Origin of the sequence: Jeongeupia chitinilytica (genome assembly GCF_014652315.1) — a bacterium.
Lineage (GTDB): Bacteria > Pseudomonadota > Gammaproteobacteria > Burkholderiales > Chitinibacteraceae > Jeongeupia > Jeongeupia chitinilytica.
Genome location: NZ_BMYO01000001.1, coordinates 233,535 through 257,200, shown reverse-complemented (window position 1 = coordinate 257,200; position 23,666 = coordinate 233,535). Strand labels below are relative to the sequence as shown.

20 protein-coding genes and 1 tRNA gene are annotated in these 23,666 nt (G+C 64.8%); 5 read left to right on the top strand and 16 right to left on the bottom strand.

The genetic code is table 11. From position 1 onward, the window contains the following. Positions 1-7 precede the first annotated feature (7 nt). From IE097_RS01250 to hemG, 4 genes are all read left to right on the top strand, one after another. Complete coding sequence (locus IE097_RS01250) at positions 8-3,007, top strand: Rne/Rng family ribonuclease (RefSeq protein ID WP_189458324.1); 3,000 nt, start codon at positions 8-10, stop codon at positions 3,005-3,007. 271 nt (positions 3,008-3,278) lie between these two features. Further along, on the top strand, positions 3,279-4,034 hold the full coding sequence (locus tag IE097_RS01245) for a basic amino acid ABC transporter substrate-binding protein (RefSeq protein ID WP_189458323.1): 756 nt from the start codon (positions 3,279-3,281) through the stop codon (positions 4,032-4,034). 88 nt (positions 4,035-4,122) lie between these two features. Next, entirely contained in the window at positions 4,123-4,923 is an 801-nt protein-coding gene (locus IE097_RS01240) for an amino acid ABC transporter permease (protein WP_229797354.1), read from the top strand. A 748-nt stretch (positions 4,924-5,671) separates the two neighbouring features. Further along, positions 5,672-6,220, top strand: a complete 549-nt coding sequence (hemG, locus tag IE097_RS01235) for a menaquinone-dependent protoporphyrinogen IX dehydrogenase (RefSeq protein ID WP_189458322.1) — start codon at positions 5,672-5,674, stop codon at positions 6,218-6,220. Here the strand turns inward: hemG and mltG are convergent. The 10 genes from mltG to IE097_RS01185 all read right to left on the bottom strand — a co-directional run bounded on the left by mltG (position 6,202) and on the right by IE097_RS01185 (position 16,230). Further along, complete coding sequence (mltG, locus tag IE097_RS01230) at positions 6,202-7,230, bottom strand: endolytic transglycosylase MltG (RefSeq protein ID WP_189458321.1); 1,029 nt, start codon at positions 7,228-7,230, stop codon at positions 6,202-6,204. The two genes, hemG and mltG, sit on opposite strands and share 19 nt — an antisense overlap. Next, complete coding sequence (yoaA, locus tag IE097_RS01225) at positions 7,205-9,160, bottom strand: DNA repair helicase YoaA (protein WP_189458320.1); 1,956 nt, start codon at positions 9,158-9,160, stop codon at positions 7,205-7,207. The genes mltG and yoaA overlap by 26 nt, the downstream gene beginning before the upstream one ends. Before the next feature lie 84 nt (positions 9,161-9,244). Further along, complete coding sequence (locus IE097_RS01220) at positions 9,245-9,571, bottom strand: tetratricopeptide repeat protein (protein WP_189458319.1); 327 nt, start codon at positions 9,569-9,571, stop codon at positions 9,245-9,247. A 222-nt stretch (positions 9,572-9,793) separates the two neighbouring features. Next, the gene (locus tag IE097_RS01215) at positions 9,794-10,546 is read right to left on the bottom strand and encodes an SDR family NAD(P)-dependent oxidoreductase (RefSeq protein ID WP_189458318.1); all 753 of its coding nucleotides are present in this window, start codon (positions 10,544-10,546) and stop codon (positions 9,794-9,796) included. Continuing rightward, the gene (gene hpnE, locus IE097_RS01210) at positions 10,543-11,865 is read right to left on the bottom strand and encodes a hydroxysqualene dehydroxylase HpnE (protein WP_189458317.1); all 1,323 of its coding nucleotides are present in this window, start codon (positions 11,863-11,865) and stop codon (positions 10,543-10,545) included. The genes IE097_RS01215 and hpnE overlap by 4 nt, the downstream gene beginning before the upstream one ends. Positions 11,866-12,057: 192 nt before the next feature. Further along, a complete protein-coding gene (hpnD, locus tag IE097_RS01205; RefSeq protein ID WP_189458316.1) occupies positions 12,058-12,894 on the bottom strand; it encodes a presqualene diphosphate synthase HpnD in 837 nt (278 codons plus the stop codon). A 9-nt stretch (positions 12,895-12,903) separates the two neighbouring features. Further along, entirely contained in the window at positions 12,904-13,452 is a 549-nt protein-coding gene (locus IE097_RS01200) for a hypothetical protein (RefSeq protein ID WP_189458315.1), read from the bottom strand. 57 nt (positions 13,453-13,509) lie between these two features. After that, complete coding sequence (locus tag IE097_RS01195; RefSeq protein ID WP_189458314.1) at positions 13,510-14,151, bottom strand: DUF4136 domain-containing protein; 642 nt, start codon at positions 14,149-14,151, stop codon at positions 13,510-13,512. Between the two features lie 5 nt (positions 14,152-14,156). Further along, entirely contained in the window at positions 14,157-15,260 is a 1,104-nt protein-coding gene (aroC, locus tag IE097_RS01190; RefSeq protein ID WP_189458313.1) for a chorismate synthase, read from the bottom strand. Between the two features lie 79 nt (positions 15,261-15,339). Then, positions 15,340-16,230, bottom strand: a complete 891-nt coding sequence (locus tag IE097_RS01185) for a LysR family transcriptional regulator (protein ID WP_189458312.1) — start codon at positions 16,228-16,230, stop codon at positions 15,340-15,342. A gap of 63 nt (positions 16,231-16,293) precedes the next feature. Between IE097_RS01185 and IE097_RS01180 the strand changes: the two genes are divergently transcribed. Beyond that, the gene (locus IE097_RS01180; protein ID WP_189458311.1) at positions 16,294-17,814 is read left to right on the top strand and encodes an MFS transporter; all 1,521 of its coding nucleotides are present in this window, start codon (positions 16,294-16,296) and stop codon (positions 17,812-17,814) included. Here the strand turns inward: IE097_RS01180 and dbpA are convergent, their stop codons facing one another. The 6 genes from dbpA to pheS all read right to left on the bottom strand — a co-directional run bounded on the left by dbpA (position 17,815) and on the right by pheS (position 23,530). Then, the gene (dbpA, locus tag IE097_RS01175) at positions 17,815-19,203 is read right to left on the bottom strand and encodes an ATP-dependent RNA helicase DbpA (protein ID WP_189458310.1); all 1,389 of its coding nucleotides are present in this window, start codon (positions 19,201-19,203) and stop codon (positions 17,815-17,817) included. A 106-nt stretch (positions 19,204-19,309) separates the two neighbouring features. Further along, positions 19,310-19,386: transfer RNA gene (locus IE097_RS01170), tRNA-Pro, on the bottom strand. A gap of 36 nt (positions 19,387-19,422) precedes the next feature. Next, positions 19,423-19,782: a MerR family transcriptional regulator gene (locus IE097_RS01165; protein WP_189458309.1), complete on the bottom strand. Its 360-nt coding sequence runs from the start codon at positions 19,780-19,782 to the stop codon at positions 19,423-19,425. Then, positions 19,748-20,065 (bottom strand): integration host factor subunit alpha, encoded by a 318-nt coding sequence (locus IE097_RS01160; protein WP_189458308.1) that lies wholly within the window; start codon positions 20,063-20,065, stop codon positions 19,748-19,750. The genes IE097_RS01165 and IE097_RS01160 overlap by 35 nt, the downstream gene beginning before the upstream one ends. Before the next feature lie 20 nt (positions 20,066-20,085). Continuing rightward, the gene (pheT, locus tag IE097_RS01155; protein ID WP_189458307.1) at positions 20,086-22,440 is read right to left on the bottom strand and encodes a phenylalanine--tRNA ligase subunit beta; all 2,355 of its coding nucleotides are present in this window, start codon (positions 22,438-22,440) and stop codon (positions 20,086-20,088) included. 88 nt (positions 22,441-22,528) lie between these two features. Further along, the gene (gene pheS, locus IE097_RS01150) at positions 22,529-23,530 is read right to left on the bottom strand and encodes a phenylalanine--tRNA ligase subunit alpha (protein WP_189458306.1); all 1,002 of its coding nucleotides are present in this window, start codon (positions 23,528-23,530) and stop codon (positions 22,529-22,531) included. Between the last annotated feature and the right edge of the window lie 136 nt (positions 23,531-23,666).

Genomic DNA, 23,666 nt, shown 5'->3' with positions numbered 1-23,666 from the left:
AGCCCACATGAAACGCATGCTGTTCAACGCAACGCAGGCCGAAGAGCTGCGCGTTGCGATCGTCGACGGTCAGAAACTGATCGACCTCGACATCGAGACCGTTGGCAAGGAACAACGGAAATCGAACATCTACAAGGGTGTCATCACCCGGATCGAACCGAGTCTCGAAGCGTGCTTCGTCGACTACGGCTGCGATCGTCACGGCTTCCTGCCGTTCAAGGAAATCGCCCGTTCGTACATGTCCGACGACGGCGGCCGCGGCCGCGTCGCCGATCAGCTGCGCGAAGGCCAGGAGCTGATCGTCCAGGTCGAAAAGGACGAACGCGGCAACAAGGGCGCGGCGCTGACCACCTACATCAGCCTCGCCGGCCGTTATCTGGTCCTGATGCCGAACAACCCGCGTGGCGGTGGCGTGTCGCGCCGCATCGAGGGTGACGAGCGCCAGGAGCTGCGCGCGGCCATGGACCAGCTCGAAACGCCGCAAGGCATGAGCCTGATTGCCCGTACCGCCGCCATCGGCCGTGCCGCAGAAGAGCTGCAATGGGACCTGAACTACCTGCTGCAACTGTGGCACGCGATCGAAGGCGCAGCGACTTCGCAGAACGGCGCCTTCCTGATCTATCAGGAATCGAGCCTCGTCATCCGCGCCATCCGCGACTATTTCCAGCCTGAAATCGGCGAAATCCTCATCGACAAGGCCGACATTTTCGAGCAGGCCCGCCAGTTCATGAGCCACGTGATGCCGGGCAACGTCAACCGGGTCAAGCTGTACCAGGACGACGTACCGCTGTTCTCGCGCTTCCAGATCGAACACCAGATCGAAACCGCATTTGCACGCGAAGTCTCACTGCCGTCCGGCGGCGCCATCGTCATCGACAAGACCGAGGCGCTGTACTCGATCGACGTCAACTCGGCGCGTGCAACCAAGGGTTCGGACATCGAGGAAACCGCCGCGCGGACCAACCTCGAAGCGGCCGACGAAATCGCCCGCCAGATGCGCCTGCGCGACGTCGGCGGCCTGATCGTCATCGACTTCATCGACATGGAAAACCCGAAGAACCAGCGCGAGGTCGAAAACCGCCTGCGCGATGCGCTGCATCACGACCGCGCCCGCGTCCAGACCGGCAAGATCAGCCGCTTCGGCCTGATGGAACTCTCGCGCCAGCGCCTGCAGCCGTCGCTCGAGGAAACCACCCACATCGCCTGCCCGCGCTGCCACGGCACCGGTTTCATTCGCGGCACCGAATCGTCGGCGCTGCACATCCTGCGCATCATTCAGGAGGAGGCAATGAAGGACAACACCGGCGCGATCCACGCGCAGGTGCCGGTCGACGTCGCTACCTTCCTGCTGAACGAAAAGCGCAGCGAGCTGTTTGCGGTCGAAGCCCGCCTCAAGGTCGGCGTCGTGCTGATCCCGAACATGCATCTGGAAACGCCGAACTACGACATCGTTCGCCTGCGTCACGACGACCTGAACCAGCTCGACGACTCGCGTCCGTCGTACAAGATGGTCGAAGCGCCGAGCGAGGAAGCTTATCAGCCGGGTCGCGCCAAGGAAGAACAAGCCAAGCGTCCGGAAGCGGCCGTCAAGGGCATTACCCCGGCGCAACCGGCGCCGGTGTCGAAGCAGGACATCCTCAAGCCTGAAGTCGCGCCGGCAGTCAGCACCGGTCCGTCGCTGTGGACCCGCATCGTCGGCTGGTTCCGTGGCGAACCCGAAGCGGCAGTCGCACCGGCAGCGCCGGCCGAACCGGCCAAGCGCGGCCAGTCGCAGAACGGCAACCGCCGCGGCGAACGCAGCGAGCGTGGCGACCGTCGTGGTGATCGCGGCGACCGCCGCGAACGCGGTGAGGGCCGTAACGATCGCGGTGAACGCAGCGAGCGCAACGAAAGCCGTAACGAGCAGCGGAACGACAAGGAACGCCGCAGCAAACAACCGCGGATCGAGGAAGATCTGAACGCCCGCCAGCAGCGCAACGAAGCCCGCGAACAGCAGCGTTCGGAGCGTGGCGAACGGGGCGAAGGCCGCAACGAGCGCAGCACCGAAACGCGCGAACAGCGCGAGCCGCGTGAACAACGCGAACCGCGTCAGCCGCGCGAACCGCGTGCGCCGCGTGCCGAACGTGCACCGCAGCCGGCACCGGTGAAGGACGAAGCCGCCGAGGTCGAAAACCTGGTCGCCGTTGCAGCGCCGGCCGATGCAGCGCCAGCCGCACCGGTTGAAGGCGAAGGCCGCAGCCGTCGCCGTCGTGGCCGTCGTGGCGGCAACCGCGAACGTGCCGAGCAGACCGAAGGACAAACCGACGGTACCGACGCAGCAACGATCGAGCCGGCGACCGACGTCGTGGCGCCGGCCGAAGCAGCACCGGCAGCAGCAGTCGTTGCCGCTGCAGCGGCTGTCGCAGCCGAGGCCGCGCCGGCGCCTGCCCAAGCCGAAGCAGCACCGGTTTCGGCTGAAGCGGCTGCCGAAGAAGTATCGCCGGCTGCGCCGCAGACGGCCCATGTCGAACCGGTCGTCGAAGTCGCCACCAGCGTCGAAACGGCTGTGGTTGTCGAACCGGCATCCGTTGCAGAGCCGGCAGCCGTCGAAACGGTTGCCGCCGAACCGGCCGCCGCACCGAGTCAGGCCGGACTGCCGTTCGAGGCCGCCGCAGCGCCGGAAGAAGCCGTGCCTGCGCCGGTCGTGGCCCCCTCCCCGGTCATCGAAGTGGCAACGCCCGAAGCCGCAGGTCTGGTGATGGTCTCGACCCGCAATGACGTTACCCCGGCACCGGAAACCGTCGAAGCAGAGGCCAAACCGCGTCGTCGCCGTCGCAGCGATGCCCCCAAGACGGCTGCTGCGGTCGAAGCCGTCGCACTGCAACAGGTCGAAACGGTCCAGGATGCAGCGGTCGCCACGGAAGCGGCAGCCCCTGCACCGGCAGCCCGCGCCCCGCGCCGTCACGCCGACGCAACAGTCGCAGCGGAGAACGCACCACTGGTGCAAATCGAAACCCGTGATGTCTGACCGATGTCACCGGAATGAAAACCGCCCTTCGGGGCGGTTTTTTTTCGCTCCGGGGTCGAAAGCCGGCATTTCTTACGAACAAATCATCTGATGGAAAGCACGGTGAAGCCGAACCGGCACCGTCGGGAAACCGCCGCCAGCGGGCAGCACCGGCCCCAGGGAATCTCCCTATACTTCCTCCCGAACCCGACCTCTAGGCTCAGAAAAAGAGGCGAACCCAGCCTTGGACCCTCACTCCGGCATCTCGCCATCGAAAGAAAAGGACGCCTCAATGAAGCTGACCACCTCCGCACTGTTTGCCGCACTGGCCGTTGCCAGCCTGTTCGCCGCCACACCGGGCCGCGCTGCCGACAAGACGTTCCAGGTTGCGACCGATGCCGCTTACGCACCGTTCGAGTCGCTGAACGACAGACAGCAAGCCGTCGGTTTCGATATCGACGTGCTCAGTGCAGTCGCGGCCAAGGCCGGTTTCAAGGTCAAGTTCATCAATACCCCGTGGGAAGGCATTTTCGCCACGCTGTCGACCGGCGACCGCGATATCGTTGCGTCGGCAGTCACGATCACGCCGGAACGCAAGCAGACCATGGATTTCTCCGATCCGTACTTCGAGGCCAAGCAGCTGATTGCCGTCGGTCCGGGCAGCAAGATCACCAAGTTTGCCGACCTGAAAACCAGGAAGATCGGCGTCCAGACCGGCACGACCGGTGACGAGGTCGTACAGAAGCTGGTCGGCAAGACCAATCCGAACATCAAGCGTTTCGAATCGACGCCGCTGGCCCTGAAGGAGCTGCTCAACGGCGGCGTCGACGCCGTGGTCGCCGACAACGGCGTCGTGGTCAACTTCATCACCAACAACAAAAGCGAGAAGCTCAAGGTGATCGATGACAGCAGCTTTGCCAAGGAGTACTACGGCTTTGCGGTAAAAAAGGGCAACAAGGAAATGCTGCAGCAAATCAACAAGGGTTTGGCGGCCATCAAGGCAGACGGCAGCTACGACGCAATCTATAAAAAGTACTTCGGCAAGTAAGCAGCCGCCGCGGTAAAATCGCGTCCGACAAAGCGCAGCTCGCGATCACGGGTTGCGCTTCTTTTATTGCAGAGATGAATCCGGCCTTATGAATTTCGACCAATTCTGGACACAAGTGCAGCAGAGCGTGCCGTTGATGCAGCACGTCCAGCTTCAGATCATCTGGGAATACCGTGCGCTGTTCGTCGACGGGATCAAGATGACCCTCTGGATCACGCTGATCGCCGTGGTGCTCGGCACGCTGATCGGCCTGTTTACCGGCATGGCGAGGCTGGCCGAGGTCAAGCACGGACCGTGGAAGTATGTACTCCGCTTCTTCGTCCGCTGGCCGGCCAACGCCTATGTCACGTTCTTCCGCGGTACACCGCTGTTCGTGCAGATCCTGCTGATCCACTTCGCCGTGATGCCCATACTGGTCCATCCGGTGGACGGCATCCTGATCAACGGCGATCTTGCCGCCGACCTCCGCCAGGAACACGGTGCCTTCATGTCGGGCCTGGTTGCGCTGACGCTCAACTCGGGGGCCTACATCACCGAAATCTTCCGCGCCGGCATCCAGTCGATCGCCAAGGGCCAGTTCGAAGCCAGCCGTTCGCTGGGAATGAACTACTGGCAGACGATGCGCTTCATCATCATCCCGCAGGCCTTCCGCCGGATGCTGCCACCGCTGGGCAACGAGGCGATCATGCTGCTCAAGGACAGCTCGCTGGTCTCGGCCATCGGCCTCGCCGAACTGGCCTATGCCGCACGCACCGTCGCCGGCGCCTACTCGCGCTATATGGAGCCGTATCTGGTGATTTCGTTTGCCTACCTGATCATGACCCTCGTCATGGCAGCCGGGGTGAACTGGCTGGAAAACCGCTACAAGGAAAGCGGCGGCATTCACTGAAGCCGCTATGCAGACGACGGGCCGCAAGGCCCGTTTTCTTTTGCGCGCAGCAAGCCGCACGCCCGAAAAAAAACCGCGCCGAAGGGCGCGGTTCAAGTTGCCGTGATGATTGCCGTGCTACAACGTTCCGGCCGAAGCCGGACCGATGTTCAGTTGCGGCACGCCACTTCGGTGCTGTGGCGTCGGGCCGCGTAATCGAGTGCCCGCATGGTCATGCAGGCCGTGCATACGCCAAGGGCATTGACACGCTGATGGGTGATGCCGCAATCGCGGCAGCGGACCACTTCGTGACCCCGGCTGCGTACCTCTGCCCTGCTCTCTTGTCCATTCATGACGACCTCCTTGTAATTGCCGTTGGCAGACTACGCCGCAGTGCAATAACCACCTCTTCGGCAGGCAGGGCAAGCCTTGCTTCCCCCGCCCGGGGGTCGAACGAGTCTTGATCGTCGGCGATTGTGGGTAGGTCACCACGATCCGATGCCACCATGGTCTGGCAGCCCAGTCAACGCCTTGATTCTGGCGCCCATCACCCCCGTTGCTCTACCCGGGGATGCTCATTCTCGGTTCGTCCGGCACATCGTGTTTCGATGCGGGCAGATCCTCTGCCAAGGCGAAACCGTAATTTGATTTTACGCAGCGCAACATTTGCATCAAGCATTTTTGTGTAGTGACTTTCCCTGAGACTACCAATCATCCGACATGACCCGGCGCAAGATGCACGTGCGGTCCGGACGGTATGCTGGCGGACATGGAAACATTGCTGATCTGTTATGCCAGTCGTGACGGCCAGGCGGCGAAAATCGCCGAACGCGTTGCGGCAGGATGTACAGGGGGCGTGGTATTGCGCTGCGACCTGCGCCGACACCAGCCCGATGCCGCCGAACTGGCCAATGCCAGCGCCATTGTGGTCATTGCCGCCGTCCGTTACGGCCGGCACCTGCCCGAGGCCGAACACCTCCTGCAGCGGGAGGCCGCCATGCTGCAACGCAAGCCGCTGGCGCTGGTCTCGGTCAATCTCAGTGCCCGCAAGCCGGGCAAGGACAACGCCGGCGGCAATGTCTACCTCGGCAAGTGGCTGGCCCGGCACCGGCTGCAACCCGCGCTGGCCGCAGCCTTTGCCGGCAGGCTCGACTATCCGCGCTACCGCTGGTTCGACCGGCTGATGATCCGGATGATCATGGCCATGAGCGGCGGCCCGACCGATCCGGCCACCGTGGTCGAATACACCGACTGGACGGCCGTCGACCGATTTGCCACCCTGGTGGGGCGGCTCGGCGCTCAGCGCCCGCGGATGTAGCGGTCGACCGCGCTGTTGTGCTCCTCGAGGCTGGTCGAGAACTGCGAGGTGCCGTCGCCGCGCGAGACGAAATACAGTGCCGACGTCGTCGCCGGCCGGACTGCCGCAACCAGCGCGGCTTCGCCGGGCATGGCGATCGGTGTCGGTGGCAGGCCCGCACGGGTGTAGGTGTTGTACGGCGTATCGGTCTGCAGGTCGACCTTGCGCAGCTTGCCCGCGTACGCCTCACCCATGCCGTAAATCACCGTCGGATCGGTCTGCAACCGCATGCCGATCTTCAGCCGGTTGGCGAACACCCCGGCAATCATCGGCCTGTCGCCGCCGTGGCCGGTTTCCTTTTCGACCAGCGACGCCATGATCAGCGCGTCCTGTGGCGACTTGAGCGGCAGATCCGGTGCGCGCTGCGCCCAGGCCGCATTGAGCTTGGTCTTCATCCGCGCATGCGCGCGCTCGAGCAGCGCAAGCTCCGAGCTACCCGGATTCACGTGGTAGGTGTCGGGGAAGAACTGTCCTTCCGGGCTGCTGGCGTCGATCTTCAGCGCCTTCAGCAAGGCAGTGTCGTCGAGCGGCGCCAGATCGTTGCCGAGTTGCGTTTCGGCGACCAGTGCACGGCGGACATCGCGCCAGCCCCAGCCCTCGACGATGGTGAACGCGACTTCGATCACGTCGCCGCGCGCCAGCTTGTCGATCAGCGCCCAAGGGCTGGTCGGCGCATCGATCCGGTAGACGCCGGCCTTGAGTCTGGTCTCCTTGCCCGACACCCGCGCCAGCACACGGAACAGCAGGGCCGAATCGGTCGCCCCCTGCTTCTCCAGCTGATCGGCAATCCGGGTGACACTGCCCGGACCGACGTTGAAGGTCAGCGGCACCGGCTGCGATTGCGGCGTCGTAGCGTACCAGTACAGGCCACCCGCGGCAGCGATGGCCAGCACGAGCGCCAGCACCAGCAGCTGCCTGAGACGGCGGAGGAAGCCGCCCTGTTTTCTAGTTGTCTTGCGTTTCGCGGCCATGCTGGCGCTTTGCCTCGAAGAAGCGTTGAACGGTATCGAGTTCGCGGGTGCGGAACATCGGCGGCAGGCTCTTCCACAGCACCTTGCCGTAGGGTTTGTCGACCAGCCGGTTGTCGGCAATCATCAGGATGCCGGTGTCGGTCTCGTCGCGGATCAGCCGTCCGGCCCCCTGCTTGAGCGTGATCGCCGCATGCGGCAGCTGGTAGTCGATGAAGGCGTTGCGGCCTTCCTTGGCCAGCTGCTCCACCCGCGCCGACAGCACCGGATCATCGGGCGGCGAGAACGGCAGCTTGTCGATCACCACCAGCGACAGTTGTTCGCCGCGCACGTCGATGCCTTCCCAGAACGTCTGGCTGGCCACCAGAACGGCATTCGGTGAGGCACGGAACTTGTCGAGAAGTTCGGTCCGGCTGCCCTGCCCCTGCAGCAAGACCGGCCAGTCGAGCCCGGCATCCTTGAGCCTTTGCGTCACCAGTTCGTGCGCCTCGCGCATGGCCCGCAGCGACGTGAACAGCAGAAAGGCGTGGCCTTGCGTCAGTTGCAGCAGTGGCCAGGCGCGCTCGACCACCTTGGCGGTGAACTCGGGCGAGTTGGCTTGCGGCATGTCACGCGGCACGTAGAGCGCGGCCTGCTGCTTGTAGTCGAACGGGCTGTCCCAGGTTTCGCAGCGCGCATCCCACAGGCCCAGCTCGTGCTGGAAGTGCTTGAAGCTGTTGTTGACCGCCAGCGTCGCCGACGCGAACACCCACGCCTTCTGGCCGGCGTAGAGCTGCTTGCGGAACAGCTCGGCGATGTTCAGCGGCGTCGCGTGTAGCAGGAAGCCGTTCGGCGTGATGTCGATCCAGTGCACCGCGTCCTTGTCGTCGGGCTCGCACCACAGCGCCAGCGTTTCGCGCAGCGTCTTGGCACGCTCGAAGCATTTGGCCAGCGATTCGCCACGCTCGGCCTGCTTTTCCAGCTGGCCCGCGAGTTCGGTCAGCTTGAGCACCAGCGCGTCGAGTGCTTCGGCGTACTTCGGGTACTTGTCGGCCAGCTCGTGCTGCGGATGCTTGGCCGGCTCGGGCTTGAACGCAAGCCGGAAGTCGCGGACGACCTTCTCCAGCGCTTCGGCCGCCTGCGGCAGATGGACGTAATCCTTGGCCACGACCAGGGCCTCGGCGCGTGCATCGCGCGCCAGCTCGACCAGCTGGCCAGATGCGACGGTTTCGCCGAAGAACAGGCTGGCGACTTCGGGCAGCTGGTGCGCCTCGTCGAAGATCACCGCGTTGCATGCCGGCAGCAGCTCGCCCGCGCCTTCGTCGCGCAGCCAGACGTCGGCGAAGAACAGGTGATGGTTGACGACAACGACGTCGGCCTCCTGCGCGTCCTTGCGCGCCTTGAGCACGAAGCAGTCCTTGTGGTGCGGGCAGTCCTGGCCGAGGCAGTTGTCGCGCGTGCTGGTCACCTGCGACCAGATCGCCGCATTTTCCGCGACGCCGGTACAGCCGGCCTTGTCGCCGGACTGGGTCAGCTTTGCGTAGTGCTCGATCTTCTGCAGGTCGACGATGTCCTCGCGACTGCGGAAGCGGCCGTTGTGCCGCGCCTGCTCGAGGTGGTAATGGCAGACGTAGTTGGCACGCCCCTTCAGGAGCGCGATCGTCACCGGCACCTTGAGGATGTCGCGCACGGTCGGAATGTCGCGCGCGAACAGCTGGTCCTGCAGTGTCTTGGTACCGGTCGAAACGATGACCTTGCCGCCGGACAGCAGCGCCGGCACGAGGTAGGCAAAGGTTTTGCCGGTGCCGGTGCCAGCCTCGGCGATCAGCTGGCCGCGCTCGTTCAGTGTGGACTCGACAGCCTCGGCCATCTGCAGCTGTTGCGGGCGCAGCTTGTAGCCGGGAAAAGCCTCGGCCAGCGGGCCGTTGTCGGCGAAAAGCTCGGCAAGCGTCATGACGGAAAACGGGGAAAGAATCGCATGCCGAATTGTACCGGCAACGCCGTGCCGCATCCCGGCAAAATGGCCCGCCGGTGCGGCTCAGTCGGGTGCGCTGCGCGCCTTGGCGATGCGCTTGAGGAAGACTGTGATTTCTCGCACGGTCTGCATGTCGCCACGGCGCTCGGCCACCGCCAGTCCGTCCTGCCACGCGACCTCGGCGTCATCGCTCCGGCCTGCCTGCAGCAGCGCCTTGCCGAGCAGCTTGTACGCGGCCGAGTACGCCGGATCGAGTTCGATGGCCTTGCGCAGGTGTTCGGCCGCGGTGACCGCGTCGCCCTCGCCCAGATACAGCGTGCCGAGCGACAACCGCAGCATGGGATTGTCGCGCCCGCTCGCCAGCATGTTCAGCAATGCGTCCCTGTTCATCCCGACTCCTCCTGTTGCCCCGAGGCTAGCATGGCCTTGCGCGGTGCACGGACAAAAAAACACCCCGCACGCGGCGGGGTGGAACTTGCTACAGGGAGAGATGAGACGCTCAAGCAAAACGGCTTCGCTCAAACCGATTTGCTCCGGGCTTGCGCCCGAGTCACACGTGTAAGTGTCTCATTTTCGCAATAAGTTCATAGTAACTATTGACATGAGGAATGCTTAATTCCTGAACAACAACGTCTGTCCGCTCTGACCGTGACTGGCCGGCCCGAGCCAGTAAAGCAGTGATGGAACAAGGGCTTCGATGCCCGGCAGCGTGTCCGGCGACTCGCCCGGATGCGACTTGGTGCGGAACGGCGAATGGATCGCCCCCGGGATCAGCCAGTTGATTCGCAGTTGCGGATATGCCTCCCACTCGTCGGCAGCGATTTTGACCCAGTTCTGCTGGCCGATCTTCGACACGCTGAAACCGCCCCAGTAGGCCTTGGCATCGAGCGCGTGCTCCTCGCCGATTACCAGTACGGCGGCGTCGGGCGCCTGCGTCAGCAGCGGCATCAGCCCACGGGTGATCGCGAACGGCGCCGCAACGTTGACGCGGAACTGCTCGACCCATTCGTCGAGCTTCTGGTTCGACAGCGGCGACAGGAAGGTGAAACCGTTGGCGGCATGCAGGATGCCGTCGAGCCGGCCGAATTCCTTGTTGATCAGTACACCGAGCTGGGCGATTTCGGATTCGCCGATCTTCGCCAGATCCATCGGCACCGCCGCCGGCTCGGGTCCGCCGGCGGCGACGATGTCGTCGTAGACGCGGGTCAGTTTCTTTTCGCTGCGGCCGAGCAGGATGACCGTTGCCCCCTGCCGCGCCAGCGCGCGCGCCGCTGCGGCGCCCACCCCCTGACCGGCACCGGTGACGAGAATGACCCGGCCGGTAAAGGCGTCGGCGGGCACCTGGTAGTCTTTCCACTCGCTCATGTCGTTGTTTCCGCTTTCGTGAATGCAGCGATTATCCCACGGCTCGCCGTCCGGCCGCTGCGGATTGCGCCTTCGAGCGTCGCCGGATAGTCGCCGGCGGTGTAGTCACCGGCCAGCCACAGGGTCGGCTCGCCGGTCGCATTCGTCGGCCGCCAGAGATCCGGCGTCGCGGCGAAGGTGGCGCGCTTTTCGGCGATCACCCGCCGCCAGCCCGGCTCGCCCCAGCCGAAGTGCGCATCCAGCTCGGGGACGACTTCGGCAACCAGTTGCGCCTGTGTCCATGACGAATGCGCGCCACGTGCCGACAGCACCACGGCAATCAGCCCCGGCTGGTCGTGCGTCCGGCCGCGATCGAAGATCCACTGGCTGATGCCGGCTGCGATGCCGAGCATCGGCTGTGGCAGGGTCACCGAAGCCGGGTACTGCAGATAGACGGTGACGATGGGCTGGTAGTCCCACGCAGCCAGTCGCGCGACCAGCGCCGCATCGACGCCGGCCAGCACCATGCCGGCACGGTGTGGCGGCAAGGCGCAGATCACGCCGTCGAAGGCTTCGCCATTGACCCGCCAGCCGTCGCCGTCACGCTCGATCTGCCTGGCCGACGTGCCCAGACGGACTTGGCCACCACGCGCCGCCACGTAGGCGGCAGCGGCATCGGGAAACAGTGCGGAGAAATCGAGTTTCGGAAACAGCAGATCGGACGCCGAACGCGATCCGCCCAGGCTGTCGCGCAGCACATTGAACAGCACCTGCGTCGACGCGGTTTCCAGGGGCGTGTTCAGCGCGGCGACGGTCAGCGGCCGCCAGAATGCCTCGACCAGCCGCTCGGGCTGCCGCTGCGTGTTCAGCCAGTCGCTGACCGGCAGATCTGTACCCAGCCGCCAGCGCGCGCCCTCGGCTGCACGCATCGCCCGGATCAGCGCCCAGCGCTCGGGCCAGCTCAGGCCTTGCGCACCAATCAGCGCTGCGGCCAGGTGCAGTGGCGCCGGCAGACGCGGCGCGCGCAGCCGGAATCCGGGCACAACGGCCAGATCGAGCGGCGTGCGCAGGAAGGCCGCGTCCGGATCGACACCGACGCGGCGCATCAGGCCCAGCAGTTCGGAATATGCGCCAATCAGCAGGTGCTGGCCGTTGTCGATCTCGCGATCGTCGATGGTGACCCGCCGCGCCCGGCCGCCGAGCACCGGGCCGGCTTCGAATACCGTCACCCGCAGGCCGGCGTCGGCCAGCTCGACCGCTGCGGCCATGCCGGCGTAGCCGCCACCGAGGACGGCGATGTGTTTTGCTGCGCCCCGGGCGCATTGAATGGTGGTCGTCATGATGCAGTGGCTGCTCGTATCAAGGCGTGACGCGATGCGCGGCAAAAACCGAATCCGCACAGGAACCGTCGCGAGCACGGGCAGGACAAGGCGTCAGCATCGCAGCCACCGGAATGGGCATGTGGCCCATGAGGATGGCGAGAAGCGCACAACGCAATCCTGCGTGTGCGCAGCAGGTTCATGCGCGGATTTTCAGCCGAACCACCAGGTGCGCCACGCCAGCCACAGCTTGCGGATCGGCGTCAGGCTCAAGCGCTGGTTCAGCACCTTGTCGGCGCCGTCGCGGCGGATTTCGTCGAGCGTCGCGCGGTAGATCGCCGCCATCAGCAGGCCCGGGCGCTGCGCCTTGCGGTCGGCCTTGGGCAGCAGCTCGAACGCCTGACGGTAGTACTGTTCGGCGCGGTCGATCTGGAACGCCATCAGCGACTTGAACTCGGCGGTCTGGCGGAAGTTGAACACGTCGGCAGCAGGCACGTTGAAACGCTGCAGCTCGTCGACCGGCAGATAGAGCCGGCCGCGACGCGCGTCTTCGCCGACATCGCGGATGATGTTGGTCAGCTGGAAGGCGATGCCGAGATCGTGCGCGTACTTCAGTGTCTTGCGGTCGGTGTAGCCGAAGATTTCGGCGGCCATCAGTCCGACGACCGAGGCGACCCGGTAGCAATAGAGCTGCAGGTCCTTGAAGCTGGCATAGCGCGCCTGATCGAGATCCATTTCCATGCCGTCGATGATTTCGAGGAAATGCTCGCGGCTCAGGTTGAAGGTCTTGAGCACCGGCAGCAGCGCGCGTGTCACCGGATGCTGCGGGCTGCCCGCGTAGAGCTGGTCGACCTCGCCGCGCCACCAGTTCAGCGTGGTGCGCGCGACGCCCTCGTCGTGCGTCTCGTCGACCACGTCGTCGACCTCGCGACAGAACGCATACAGCGCGGTGATCGCGCGGCGTTTCTCTTCGGGCAGGAAGCGGAAGCTGTAGTAGAAGCTGGAACCGCTCTGGGCGGCCTTGTCTTCGCAGTATTGATCCGGTGTCACAGTCAGTCTTCAATCCATCGGTTTGGCGCGCCGGGCCTGCTGGAACAACCAGACCAGCGCCGCCAGAATCAGCAGCACGCCCAGCAGCCGAAGCAGGCTACCGAGCATGGTATCGAAACGCAACAATCCCCAGCGCGAGAGGATGTCCGTCCAGTCGTGCAATCGGTCGCCATTGCCCACCAGCAGCAACAGCTGTGCACGTGCATCGGCCATGTAACGGCCGATGTTCAAACCGTTCTCCCCCAGCCAGATGACGGCCACCGTACTGCCGACCGCATCGCGCTGACGACGGAACTGGTACAGCGCCGCCAGCGGGAACACCAGTTGCCCCAGCGTGCCGCCGTAAACCATCAGGCGCTCGGACAGCACCCCGAAAACCGGGTGGCCTGCTTCGTGAATCAGCAGGTTGGCCCCGTCCAGCAGCGGCACCCAGCGGTCACCGCTCAGTGCGAAATACAGGAGCCATACGGTGAGCAGCAGCACCATGGCCACCGACGACATCGGCACCGGTTTCCATGCGCCGGTGCCGTCGTCCATGACCCGATGCTGCAGTGGCATCAGCAGCTCCCGAACGGGTACGGCACAGCGCGCTCACCCAGCGACGGCGTCATGCGCTCAGGGTTGGACCGGCGGCAGCGGCAACTGGACCGTGCGCGTCCCGGCCGTGCCGGGGAAAGTCTGGAACAGCGCGCGGGTCAGGTAGGGCAACGCGTTGTCGAACTTGCTGCTGCCGCTGCGGTTCTTCGCCTCGCCCTCGTACAGCTTGGCGAAGTCGTTGCGCGCCAGCGCCCTGCGGTCGTAGATGTCGATGGCCAGGTAGCGCGTATACACCGTTTCGGACACCGGCTGACTGCCGACGACTTCGGTGCTCGGATAGTAGTACGGCACGATGACGTAGCTGTTGCCGCTGTAGACACGCCGGTAATAGGTGTAATACGTCGTGCCCCACACCGGCTGGTTGTAGGTGACGGTCTTGCCGTCGTCGACGCCGTAAGCGAGTTCGACCAGCCAGTCGGCGCGGCCCGGATTGCTTTCCTGCGTCAGCCCGTAACCCTCGAGCGCAACGGCGACATCGTGCTCGACGTCGCGCTGCAGCAGGCTCTGCGCCTGGCTGGCGTCGCGCTTGAACGCGAACCGCTTGCCGGCGACATCGGACGCGATCTGGTGACGCACGCTGACCTCGGCCTTGAACGTCGGCGGCGACGTTGCGCAGCCGCCGAGCAGCGCCAGAATGGCCAGCAGAACCAGCGTGCGCATCGCGCTCACTTGGCGATCTTGCCGGGAATGCGCGGCGTATCGACGACGACGTCACCGCACTGGGCGCGGTGGCGCAGCGCGTGGTCGATCAGCGTCAGCGCCAGCATCGCCTCGGCGATCGGCGTCGCGCGGATGCCGACGCACGGATCGTGGCGGCCGGTCGTGGCCATCATCACCGGGTTGCCCTGCTTGTCGATCGACCGGCGTTCCTGCGCGATGCTCGACGTCGGTTTGACCGCGAGATTGACGACGATGTCCTGGCCGCTGGAAATGCCGCCGAGCACGCCACCGGCGTGGTTGGTGGCAAAGCCCTGCGGCGTCAGTTCGTCGCAGTGCACCGAGCCGCGCTGGGCGACGCTGGCGAAACCGGCGCCGATCTCGACGCCCTTCACCGCGTTGATGTTCATCATGTTGTAGGCGATATCGGCGTCGAGGCGGTCGTACACCGGCTCGCCCCAACCGACCGGCACGTTCTCGGCGACGACGGTGATCCTGGCGCCGACCGAATCGCGTTCGCTGCGGACGAGGTCCATGTAGTCCTCGAGCTGCGGCACGATGGCGTTGTTCGGCGCGAAGAAGGCGTTGTCGCCGACCTGGTCCCAGCTTTCGAACGGGATCTCGATCTCGCCGAGCTGGCTCATGTAGCCGCGGATGACGATGCCGAACTTCTCGGACAGCCACTTTTTGGCGATCGCGCCGGCGGCGACACGCACCGCGGTTTCGCGCGCCGAGCTGCGACCGCCGCCGCGGTAGTCGCGGATGCCGTACTTGTGCCAGTAGGTGTAGTCGGCGTGGCCCGGGCGGAACGTTTCGACGATCTTGCCGTAATCCTGGCTGCGCTGGTCCTGGTTGCGGATCAGCAGCGCGATCGGCGTACCGGTGGTCTTGCCTTCGAACACGCCCGAGAGGATTTCGACAGTATCGGGCTCCTTGCGCTGCGTGACGTGGCGGCTGGTGCCCGGCTTGCGGCGATCGAGTTCGAGCTGGATGTCCTCGAGCGAGAGTGCCAGCCCCGGCGGGCAACCGTCGACGATGCAGCCGATGCCCGGCCCGTGCGATTCGCCGAACGAGGTAACGGTGAACAACAAACCGAGCGAATTGCCGGACATGAAAGACTCCCCGAGGCGCAGTATTTGAGTTGATCGGCAATTCTACCATGGCCCCCGATCCCGCGACCCCGGGTGGCAGTCAGCGCTGCAGCAGCGAGCCCAGCCTTTCGAGGAAATGCCGGGTCCGCGCCGGCATCAGCCGCCGGGCCGGCAGCAGGGCATAGATCTGCAAAGGATCGGTGGGCCAGTCCGGCAACAGTCGGACCAGTTCGCCACGGGCCACCTCCTGCTCGCAGAACGTCGTTGCCAGCATGGCCACGCCGAGCCCTTCGACCGCCGCGCGCAGCCGCAGTGCGGCATTCTGCGTGCGCAGCCGCGGCGACAGCGGCAACAGCAAGGGCTCGCCGTGTGGCGAGGCAAACTGCCACTGCTGCTCGTTCGGCGACGCCACCAGCGGCCAGCCGCCGAGCGCCGCCGGCGACATCAATGGCGGCGACGCTTTCAACAAAGCCGGCGATGCATACAATCCGCGCTCGACACTGACAACGCGCCGCATCACCTGACTTGAATCGGGCAGGGCATCGACGGTGACGACGAACACGATGTCGTAACCGTCGGCGAGCGGATCGACACGTCTGGCGCTCACGTCGACGTGGATGTCGAGTTCGGGATGGTCGGCCAGCACGTTGCAGATGACGTCGCCAAGCTGCTGCGTACCGAACTCGTACGGTGCGGCAATCCGCAGCACGCCCCGCAGCCGGTCATCGGCCGCATGCAGGTGATCGGCAATGTCGTCCAGCTGGGTGAACAACGGCTGAACGGCTTGCAAGAGCTGCCCTCCCTCTTCGGTCAGCCGCAGCCGGCGCGTGCTGCGCTCGAACAGCCGCACGCCGGTGCGCTTCTCCAGTCGGCTGATCGCAAGGCTCAGTGACGATTTCGGCATTCCCAGCCGCTCGGCAGCGCGGGTGAAGCTGCCCAGTTGTGCCACCAGCACGAATCGGTACCAGTCGTTCCAGTCTTTTGTTTGCATGGATGAACAATAAATCCATTTGCCGGTATTTTTCCAGCCCGGTGAACTGCGTACGCTTGGGCGATGAATACCCTCCCCCTGCTTTCCAGACACCCCGAGCTCGGCCGGGCCCGGGTCTATCTGTTCGGCCTGACCGCCGGCTGCGTGACCGGTGTCGATTTCGTCGCCTCGTCGATGATCGGCATTGCCGGCGCACACATCCAGGGCGGCGTGAATGCCGCGCCCGAAGAATACCTGTGGGCCATCACCGTCTACGCCGCCGCTGCGGTCGTCGCCAACCTCGTACTCGGCCGCATCGGCACGCGGATCACCTTCCGCCGTTACATCCTGCTGTCGCTGCTGGTGTTCTGCGCCGGTGCCCTGCTGTGCGCATCGGCCAACAACATCAGCGAGCTGGTGCTCGCACGCGCCGTGCAGGGGCTGGGCGGCGGCGGGCTGTTTGCCGCTGCACGCATCATCGCGCAGCTCGTCAGCGAACCGCACGAGCGCCTGCCGATCTTCGTCGGCTTCGGCTTGGGCAGCTTTGCCCTGACCGCACTGGCACCGTGGGTTTCGGCCGAGCTGGCACTGAACCTCGGCTGGCGCGCGATCTTTCTGGTGCAGGCACTGGTGACCGTGCCGCTGTTCGCGATGGTGCTGACGCTGTTCCCGCGGCGCCGTGAACAGCCGACCACGGCGCAGATGGGCACGCTCGGCTGGCCTGCGGCGCTGGCCTTCGGCTTCGGCGCGCTGCTGCTGCTGCATGGCGTCGAGGATTTCCGCCTGGCACGGATCGGCCTGTCCGGCGGCGAGACGGCCGCATTGCTCGCCGGCGCAGGCCTGCTGGTGTTCGCGTTCCGCTGGCTGCACAACCACCCGGATCCGTGGCTGGACGTCCGCCGCCTTGGTAGCCGTCGCTATCTGGTCGGGCTGGGCTTTTATTCGCTCTACTACCTGATCTCGGGCGGCTGGAACTATCTGGTGCCGTCCTTCCTGCAGGCGGGGCTGGGTTTCAACTTCCAGACGACCGGGATGGTGCTGAGTCTGGCCGGCGGGATCGGCCTGATCGGCGTGATGCTGCACACCTTCAGCTTCCGCCGCATCTTCCGCCGTCGACGGGTCATCACCGCCGGCTTCATCGTGTTCGCACTGGCGGCGACACTACTGTCGGTCGGCGCGATGCCCGGTGCGTCGATTCCGGCCCTGATGCCGGCGATGATGCTGCAGAGCCTGACCACCGCACTGATCATGGTGCAGGTCGCGTCGATGACCTATCTCGACTTCGAACCCGAGGACTTCGTCCACGCCTACCAGCTGAAGAACATCATGCGCGAGGTCGCGACCGCGCTGGGCACCGGCATGACCAGCCAGTGGCTGCAGACCGACCGGGCCATCGCCCGCACCGATCTGGTTGGCAGGATCAACGTGTTCGACCTGCAAGCACTGGCGCCCGACCTGCCCCGTACACCCGACATGCTGGCACGCCTGTCGCTGCAGATCGACCAGCAGGCGACGCTAATCGCCTGCGACCACCTGTTCGTGGCGCTGGCCGTGATCTGCGTCGCCGCGGCCGGCGTGGTACTCGCGCAGCGTGCGCTGGCCTGATCAGCCTTCGATGAAGCGCATCTTGAACGCGCGGCCCTTGATCTTGCCGTGCGCGAGCCGCTTGAACGCCTTGTCGGCAACCCGGCGGTCGAGCGCGACATAGGTCGCGTGGTCGAACACATTGATCTTGCCGACGAATTCACCGCTGATGCCCGCATCGCCGGTCAACGCGCCAAGCAGGTCGCCGGGGCGCAGCTTGTCCTTCTTGCCGCCGGCGATGCACAGGGTCACCATCTGCGGCAGCAGCGGCGCCTCGCTGGCCGGCGCCAGCGTATCGAGGCCGAACCAGCGCACCGGGCCGCCCTGATACTCCTCGATCAGCTTGACCCATTTCTTCTCTTGCGGCGAAGCGAGGCTCAGCGCGATGCCGCGTTCCTTGCCGCGCCCGGTGCGGCCGATCCGGTGGATGTGCACTTCGGTGTCGCGCGAGACATCGACGTTGATCACGTAATCGAGTGTGGTGATGTCGAGCCCGCGCGCAGCAACATCGGTCGCGGCCAGCACGGTGCAGCTGCCGTTGGCGAACTGCAGCAGGATCTCGTCGCGGTCACGCTGCTCAAGATCGCCGTACAGCGCCAGCGCCGAGAAGCCGCGCTCGCGCAGTTCGTCGACCAGCTCGCGGCAGTGGATCTTGGTGTTGCAGAACGCCAGCGCCGACTTCGGCCGGTAATGGTCGAGCAGCATCGCCACCGCAGCGTTGCGATCCTCGTGCTCGACTTCGTAGAAGCGCTGTTCGATCCGGCTGGCGTCGTGCAGCGACTCGACCTTGATCTCGACCGGCAGACGCAGCAGGCGCGCACTCTCCTTGCGGATCGTGTCCGGGTAGGTCGCCGAAAACAGCAGCGTCTGGCGCTTTTTCGGGCAGGCGCTGGCGATGCCCATGATGTCTTCGTAGAAACCCATGTCGACCATGCGGTCGGCCTCATCAAGCACCAGCGTGCTGATCGTCGACAGGTCGACCGTGCCACGACCGAGGTGATCGCGGATCCGTCCCGGCGTACCGACGACGATGTGCGCGCCATGCTCGAGCGAACCGATCTGCGGGCCCATCGGCGTGCCGCCGCACAGGGCGATGATCTTGACGTTGTCGACGTGCCGCGCCAGCCGGCGCAGTTCCTTGGCCACCTGATCGGCGAGTTCGCGCGTCGGGCACAGGACCAGTGCCTGGATACCGAAAAAGCGCGGATTCAGCGCATTGAGGATGCCGATGCCGAACGCCGCGGTCTTGCCGCTGCCGGTCTTGGCCTGCGCGATCAGGTCATGACCGTTCAGAATCACCGGCAGCGCCTGCGACTGGATCGGCGTCATGTGCTGGTAACCGAGACTGTCGAGGTTCTGCAGGAAAGCGGGCGACAGGGACAGCAGGGAGAATGCGGCGGTCGAACTCATGACGGGCTCCGGAGGTTGGCGACCATCAGCAACACAGCCAGGCCGGCCTTGACGAGTGCAAATGCAATAAGGGCTTAGACCGTGAAGTCTAAGCCCTTATCTGTACTGGTCGGAATGGCGGGATTCGAACTCGCGACCCCTTGCACCCCATGCAAGTGCGCTACCAGGCTGCGCTACATTCCGAGAGCTGCGAAGTATAACGGCTTCGCAGCGACTGCGCTAGAGCTTGAGCCAGTCGAGCAGGGCCTGCAGCTCCTGCCGTACCGACGCGGTCACTTCGTTGCTGCCGGCAGTACCCTCGCCCAGATGCGCAAGCTGGTTGCGCGCACCGCTGATGGTGAAACCCTGCTCGTACAGCAACGAGCGGATCCGTCGCACCAGCAGCACTTCATGGTGCTGGTAGTAGCGGCGGTTACCCCGGCGCTTCACCGGCTTGAGCTGCGTGAACTCCTGCTCCCAGTAGCGCAGTACGTGCGGCTTGACGCCGCACAGCTCGCTGACCTCACCGATGGTGAAGTAGCGCTTCGCCGGAATCGGCGGCAGCTCATTGGTCGGAACGACGTTGCTGGTGCTTTGCATAGTGGATTTCGACTAAGCCCTTGAGCTTCTGGCTGGCGTGAAAGGTCACCACCCGGCGGGCGGAAATCGGGATTTCTTCCCCGGTCTTGGGGTTGCGCCCGGGGCGCTGCGGCTTGTCGCGCAGCTGGAAGTTGCCGAATCCGGACAACTTCACGACATCCCCGTCGGCCAGTGAGAGGCGGATCTCTTCGAAAAACGCCTCGACCATGTCTTTTGCTTCGCGCTTGTTGAGGCCTACCTTGTCGAACAGCATGTCGGCAAGGTCGGCCTTGGTCAGCGTCATTGTGGTGGTTCCGTACTGCATTACGCCCTCAACATCGCGCCGCACGTTTCTGCTTTGCGCAGCAGCTGATTGACGGCGGCATCGACCTCTTCATCGGTCAAAGTTTTCCGAGTATCTTGGATTAACACCTTGAAAGCAAGGCTCTTTTTCCCTTCCTCGACACCCTTGCCACGGTAGACGTCAAACAGCGCCACGCTGCTCACCAGCGGGTTCTTCACGGTCGCGAAGGCGGCCTGCAACTCGGCCACCGAAACGGCTTCGTCGACGACCAGCGCCAGATCGCGACGGACCGGCTGGAACTTCGACACCGGCTCGGCCTTGATCCGGGACACCGACAACAGCGCAGCGACATCCAGCTCGAACAACACCGGGGCCTGGCCGATTTCGTAGGCCTGCACCCACTGCGGATGCAGTTCACCGACAACACCGATCGCGACGCCGTCAAGCACGACCTCGGCCGAGCGTCCGGGGTGCAACGCAGGGTGGCTGGCGCGGCGGAACTCGGCCACGCGCGGTGCGATCAGCGCCTCGACGTCGGCCTTGATGTCGAAAAAATCGACCTTGTCCTTGCCGGCACCCCACTGTTCGGGGGCACGCGCCCCCCAGGCCAGCGCGGCAATGCGTTCCGGCTGGACATCGGCGGCCACACCGTTGAACACCCGTGCCACTTCGAACAGACGGACGCGCTCCTGCTTGCGGTTCAGGTTGTGCTTGAGACCGGCGATCAGACCACCGATCAGCGTCGAGCGCATCACGCTCATCTGGCTGGCGATCGGATTGATCAGTTTCACTGGCGCGGTATTGCCGGCAAAGTCGGCTTCCCATTTCGCCTCGACGAAAGCGTAGTTGATCGCTTCGCGGTAATCGCGCGCCACCAGCAGCTGCTTCAGCGCCATCCGGCCACGTGCGTCGCCCGGCAGCGGCAGCATCGCCAGTTTGGCGTTCGATGCCGACACCGGGATATTTTCGTAGCCGTAAACGCGTGCCACTTCCTCGATCAGGTCTTCCTCGATTTCGATGTCGAAACGGAAACTCGGCGGCGTGACGGTGATCGCATCACCGGCAAGTTCGGCCGGCAGACCGATCCGACCCAGAATCGCGACAATCTCTTCGGCACTCAATTGCACGCCAAGCACCCTGGCGACGCGCGAGACGCGCAGCGTCACCGGCGGACGCGCCGGCAGCGTGCCGACGGCTTCGCTCGCCGGTCCGGCCTGACCGCCGCAGATATCGAGGATCAGCTGCGTGGCGCGCTCCAGCGCGGCACGACTGGCGCCGAAATCGACACCGCGCTCGAAGCGGTGCGAGCTGTCCGAGCTGAATCCCAGGCGACGCCCCTTGCCGGCAATCACGCCCGGCGCGAAGTAGGCAGACTCGAGGAACAGATCGCGGGTTGCATCGCCAACCGACGACTCCAGCCCTCCCATGATGCCGGCCAGTGCCAGCGCCTTCACGTCGTCGGCAATGACGAGCATGTCGGAATCCAGGGCAACTTCCTTCTCGTTCAGCAGCACGAGCTTTTCACCCGGCTTGGCAAAGCGCGCCTGCACGCCGCCTTCGATCCTGGCCAGGTCGAACGCATGCATCGGTTGCCCCTGCTCGAGCAGCACGTAATTGGTGACATCGACCACGGCCGAGATCGAACGGATGCCCGAGCGTGCCAGACGCTGCTTCATCCAGTCCGGCGTGGCGGCGCGGGTATCGACGTTGCGCAGCACGCGGCCGATGTAGCGCGGGCAGGCATCGGCGGCATGCAGCGTAACGGTACGTGCGTCGTCGATCGACGGCGCGACGGCCTGCGGCAGCACCGGGCTGGCTGCAGCGCCGGTCAGCGCGGCGACTTCGCGGGCAATACCCTTGATTGACAGGCAGTCGGCACGATTCGGCGTGAGCTTGAGCGTCAGCAACCGGTCATCGAGCTGCAGGTAGTCGCGGATCGGGGTGCCGACCGGCGCATCGGCCGGCAGCAGCAGCAGGCCGTCAACGCCATCAGGAATCCCCAACTCGTCGCCCGAGCACAACATGCCGGACGATTCGACGCCGCGCACCTTGGCGCGCTTGATCTTGAAATCGCCGGGCAGCGTCGCACCGATACGGGCGCACGGCACTTTCAGGCCGACGGCCACGTTCGGTGCGCCACACACAATGGTGATCGGTTCGGCTTCACCGACATTGACACTGCAAACGTTCAGACGGTCGGCGTCCGGGTGCTTGGCGATCGACAGCACTTCGGCCACGAAGACGTTGTCGAATGCCGGCGCTGCCGGTTCGTTCTCTTCAACCTCGAGGCCGGCCATCGTCAGCAGGTGTGCCAACTGCTCGGAATCGAGCTGGGGGTCGACCCAGCTGCGCAGCCATTGTTCGGAAAATTTCATCGCTTGGCTCCAAGGTGCAGCCGTCGCCGGGCGACGGTTGCATTCAGGCATGGGAAAAGGAATTCGGGGTTCGGCGGACCGTCCGGGTTTACTCGAACTGCCCGAGGAACGACAGATCGTTCTCGAAGAACAGACGGAGGTCGTTGACGCCGTAATACAGCATCGCGAAGCGGTCGAGGCCGATGCCGAAGGCAAAGCCGGTGTACTTCTCGGCATCGATGCCGACGTTCTTCAGCACGTTCGGATGCACCATGCCGCAGCCACCGACTTCGAGCCAGCCGCGCTCGCCCAGCACATCGATCTCGGCCGACGGCTCGGTGAACGGGAAAAAGGACGGACGGAAGCGCACCTGCAGGTCGTCACGCTCGAAGAAACGGCGCAGGAAGTCGACGATGACGCTCTTGAGGTCGGCAAACGATACGCCCTCGTCAACCCACAGCCCTTCCATCTGGTGGAACATCGGCGAATGGGTCGCATCCGAATCGACGCGGTACACGCGCCCCGGCGCGACGATCTTGATCGGCGGCTGGTTGTTCAGCATGTAGCGGACCTGGATCGGACTGGTGTGGGTGCGCAGCACCAGCGGCTCGCCGCCAGCCTCGCCTTCGATATAGAAGGTGTCGGCCATCGCCCGCGCCGGGTGATCCTTGGGAATGTTCAGCGCTTCGAAATTGTGGAAATCGTTCTCGATTTCCGGCCCGTCGGCGACGTCGAAACCGATCGAACGGAACAGCGCCTCGATGCGCTGCTGCACCAGCGTCACCGGGTGCAGGCCACCGGAAGGCTGGCCGCGGCCCGGCAGGGTGACGTCGAGCGCTTCGGCAGCCAGCTGTTTTGCGAGCTTGTCCGCGGTCAGCGCGTCGCGACGCGCCTGCAGTGCGGCTTCGAAGGCCTGCTTGGCCTGATTGACGGTCGCGCCAAAGGTTTTCTTTTCTTCCGGCGGCAAGGCGCCCAGCTGGCGCAGCAAGGCGGTGATCGCACCTTCCTTGCCAATGTAACGCGCCTTGGCGTTCTCCAGCTCTTGCGCGTCGCTCGTCGCCGCCAGAGCGGCCAGGCCTTCGTCAAGAAGGGTTTGTACGTTCGCAACCATGGTCGGGTCCCGGATGGGTCAGGAAAAACGATTCACGAAAATTCTGGTCGGAATGCTCGGGAATCACGTCTCGTCAACGTCGCTGTGGCAAAACACGCCCAAACGACAGGAATAAAAAAGGGAGGCCGGAAAGCCT

What these genes read in the sequence shown, in the direction of transcription:
- aroC (WP_189458313.1), bottom strand. Translation starts at nt 15,260, where the DNA reads ATGTCCGGCAATTCGCTCGGTTTGTTGTTCACCGTTACCTCGTTCGGC.
- hemG (WP_189458322.1), top strand. Translation starts at nt 5,672, where the DNA reads ATGGAAACATTGCTGATCTGTTATGCCAGTCGTGACGGCCAGGCGGCG.
- IE097_RS01180 (WP_189458311.1), top strand. Translation starts at nt 16,294, where the DNA reads ATGAATACCCTCCCCCTGCTTTCCAGACACCCCGAGCTCGGCCGGGCC.
- IE097_RS01240 (WP_229797354.1), top strand. Translation starts at nt 4,123, where the DNA reads ATGAATTTCGACCAATTCTGGACACAAGTGCAGCAGAGCGTGCCGTTG.
- hpnE (WP_189458317.1), bottom strand. Translation starts at nt 11,865, where the DNA reads ATGACGACCACCATTCAATGCGCCCGGGGCGCAGCAAAACACATCGCC.
- dbpA (WP_189458310.1), bottom strand. Translation starts at nt 19,203, where the DNA reads ATGAGTTCGACCGCCGCATTCTCCCTGCTGTCCCTGTCGCCCGCTTTC.
- IE097_RS01185 (WP_189458312.1), bottom strand. Translation starts at nt 16,230, where the DNA reads ATGCAAACAAAAGACTGGAACGACTGGTACCGATTCGTGCTGGTGGCA.
- IE097_RS01215 (WP_189458318.1), bottom strand. Translation starts at nt 10,546, where the DNA reads ATGAGCGAGTGGAAAGACTACCAGGTGCCCGCCGACGCCTTTACCGGC.
- IE097_RS01165 (WP_189458309.1), bottom strand. Translation starts at nt 19,782, where the DNA reads ATGCAAAGCACCAGCAACGTCGTTCCGACCAATGAGCTGCCGCCGATT.
- IE097_RS01195 (WP_189458314.1), bottom strand. Translation starts at nt 14,151, where the DNA reads ATGCGCACGCTGGTTCTGCTGGCCATTCTGGCGCTGCTCGGCGGCTGC.
- IE097_RS01200 (WP_189458315.1), bottom strand. Translation starts at nt 13,452, where the DNA reads ATGCCACTGCAGCATCGGGTCATGGACGACGGCACCGGCGCATGGAAA.
- IE097_RS01220 (WP_189458319.1), bottom strand. Translation starts at nt 9,571, where the DNA reads ATGAACAGGGACGCATTGCTGAACATGCTGGCGAGCGGGCGCGACAAT.
- IE097_RS01250 (WP_189458324.1), top strand. Translation starts at nt 8, where the DNA reads ATGAAACGCATGCTGTTCAACGCAACGCAGGCCGAAGAGCTGCGCGTT.
- pheS (WP_189458306.1), bottom strand. Translation starts at nt 23,530, where the DNA reads ATGGTTGCGAACGTACAAACCCTTCTTGACGAAGGCCTGGCCGCTCTG.
- IE097_RS01160 (WP_189458308.1), bottom strand. Translation starts at nt 20,065, where the DNA reads ATGACGCTGACCAAGGCCGACCTTGCCGACATGCTGTTCGACAAGGTA.
- pheT (WP_189458307.1), bottom strand. Translation starts at nt 22,440, where the DNA reads ATGAAATTTTCCGAACAATGGCTGCGCAGCTGGGTCGACCCCCAGCTC.
- IE097_RS01245 (WP_189458323.1), top strand. Translation starts at nt 3,279, where the DNA reads ATGAAGCTGACCACCTCCGCACTGTTTGCCGCACTGGCCGTTGCCAGC.
- yoaA (WP_189458320.1), bottom strand. Translation starts at nt 9,160, where the DNA reads ATGACGCTTGCCGAGCTTTTCGCCGACAACGGCCCGCTGGCCGAGGCT.
- mltG (WP_189458321.1), bottom strand. Translation starts at nt 7,230, where the DNA reads ATGGCCGCGAAACGCAAGACAACTAGAAAACAGGGCGGCTTCCTCCGC.